At 61.0% G+C, this 1,964-nt stretch carries 3 protein-coding genes; 1 reads left to right on the forward strand and 2 read right to left on the reverse strand.

Features of this window, described 5'->3' with window-relative positions; all coding sequences use genetic code 11:
- Positions 1-161: 161 nt before the first annotated feature.
- Positions 162-485 (reverse strand): DNA-binding transcriptional regulator, encoded by a 324-nt coding sequence (locus tag P792_RS33990; RefSeq protein WP_010517760.1) that lies wholly within the window; start codon positions 483-485, stop codon positions 162-164.
- The gene (locus P792_RS33995; protein WP_010517758.1) at positions 469-855 is read right to left on the reverse strand and encodes a type II toxin-antitoxin system RelE/ParE family toxin; all 387 of its coding nucleotides are present in this window, start codon (positions 853-855) and stop codon (positions 469-471) included. Before P792_RS33995 ends, P792_RS33990 begins: the two co-directional genes overlap by 17 nt.
- A 267-nt stretch (positions 856-1,122) precedes the next feature.
- On the opposite strand from P792_RS33995, the gene P792_RS34000 reads away from it, so the two are divergent.
- Positions 1,123-1,563, forward strand: coding sequence for a hypothetical protein (locus tag P792_RS34000; RefSeq protein ID WP_023979781.1), 441 nt, complete (start codon positions 1,123-1,125; stop codon positions 1,561-1,563).
- Positions 1,564-1,964 lie beyond the last annotated feature (401 nt).

Consider the following 1,964-nt stretch of genomic DNA (forward strand, 5'->3'; position numbering starts at 1 on the left):
GTAACGATGCGCTGCTCGACACTATGCCGATCGGCGTCATCGTCTTCCCCGGTTCAGGCATCCAGGAAAATCTGGCCGACAAGGCAAAGCGGCTCGGTATCCCGGTCCTGCGGTTCGGAGGCGGCGCGTGAGCGCTCTCTCCTTCCCCGCAAGCCAGCGTCTCAGGCAAGAACCTCAAGACCGTGCTTCTGAATGACGCTCAACAGCTTGAGCGCCATCCCGCTCGGCCGTTTGGCGCCGCTCTCCCACTTCTCGACCGTGCTTTCGCTCGTGTTCAGATACCGCGCGAAGACCGGCTGGCTGACATTGTTCGCCTCGCGGAGACGCTTGATCTCGATCGGCTCGATCGCAGGGGGCACCACCAGATGGCGCGTGTCAAAATCACGCATCGTCGCCTTGTCGAGCGCGCCGACCTTGTGCAGCATTACCGCCCCGGAATGAATGGCCTCGGAAATGTCGCTCCGGAAGCTATTTTTTCTCTTCATCGCCATGGCATATCTCCGTCAGGTCTCGATCCTTCAAAAGCCGTTCGACCTGTTCCCCGGTCAGCACGGCATAGGCTTTGGCGAGGGTCCGGAAGTCTTCCAGTTCATCGCTATCGATATTGTCCCGGTCCTTCTTCGCGAACAGATAGGCGTAGATCCAGTATCGACCGCCTTTCGCAAGAATAATGCTGCGATGCAGGTTCTTGTTCAGGCGCTTCTTGAAGACACCACCACCCAGATCGACGGCCTGACCCTTCATGACCTCCCGGATCGCTTTGCAGAGTTCATCGTCTTTGATGCGAGCTTTCCGGGCCGCCCTGGCGAACCAGGCGGTCTTGAATGCCCGCTGGGATGGCTCGGCATTGGTCATGACCTCCTATGTAGCACCAGGTGCTATGGATCGCAAGGTTCTTCGCAACGCCACCGGATCACGGGGGAAGGCAATAACGCTCGACCTGATTGACCGCAACGTCCGCATACCAGCGATAGATTTCGATGATATCGTCACCGGCGGGACGTAAGCCGCGCGGATTTTCGTTCCGGTCACCGTATCATCTGCGCTATAATGCGGGTTGCGCCGTGGTGGTGGTGGCAGGCGCGACCGTCCGACATTGTCGGTTGCACGGAGACCGCCGCCATGTTCATCCTTGCTCCCTTCCTGCTCGTCGCCGGCATTGGCTTCCTGTGCTGGTTGTTCTTTACCGTGGCAGTCTTCGCCCTGCCCTGCGCCATGGGTCTGATGGCCGGGTTCTGGGCGTATGGTGCGGGTGCTGGTGTTGTCGGCGGGATCATCGTCGGTTTCGTCGCGGGCGCTGCAACCTTCGTTATTGGCCAAATCGCCTTCGCCTTGGTGCCGTGGATGTGGCTCAAGCTGCTGATCGTCCTGCTCTATACGGTGCCCGCCATTATCATGGGCTACAGCACGACACATGGGATCGCCCAGATGCTGATGCCGTCTCCGGCGTGGCAGCTCTTTTTCTCCATCATCGGCGCGATCGCGGTGGGCGTCACCGCTTTCATCCGCTTTACAACCGTGGCCCCACCCGGACCGTCCGGCGGCAATATCGCGCGGGTCTGACACCGCTCTGGCAACCGGCGAGGCAGGACAGGATCGGGGGCTTTCGCATCTGGCCGCCTCGCTGTCAGGAGGGTATGGCAGGAGCGATCGATGAGGCCCTGATTGCAGCATATTGGCTGAAGGTGCTCTTTCCCTGGAGCGTGGACGTCCAGCGCTTCCTGTCAGCATCGGCCGGTGGAATCCCGGAAGGCAGGGCGTGTCCGTGCGAAACGCAGTCCCGGAACGGGGCGTGTGCAGGGTCGGAAGCAGGGCATGACGATGCCTTCCCCTTCCTGGCCGACACTTGCGTGGGGCGCGGGTGGCCATAGTCTCCGTGATGTGTGCTCTGTCGGGCCGCGCACGCATGCCGCCTCTCAAGATGGCTGATCTAGCCGAAGGTCGGCTGCGCCTCGATCGGCCAT

The organism is Asaia sp. SF2.1 (assembly GCF_000505765.1).
Taxonomy (GTDB): domain Bacteria; phylum Pseudomonadota; class Alphaproteobacteria; order Acetobacterales; family Acetobacteraceae; genus Asaia; species Asaia bogorensis.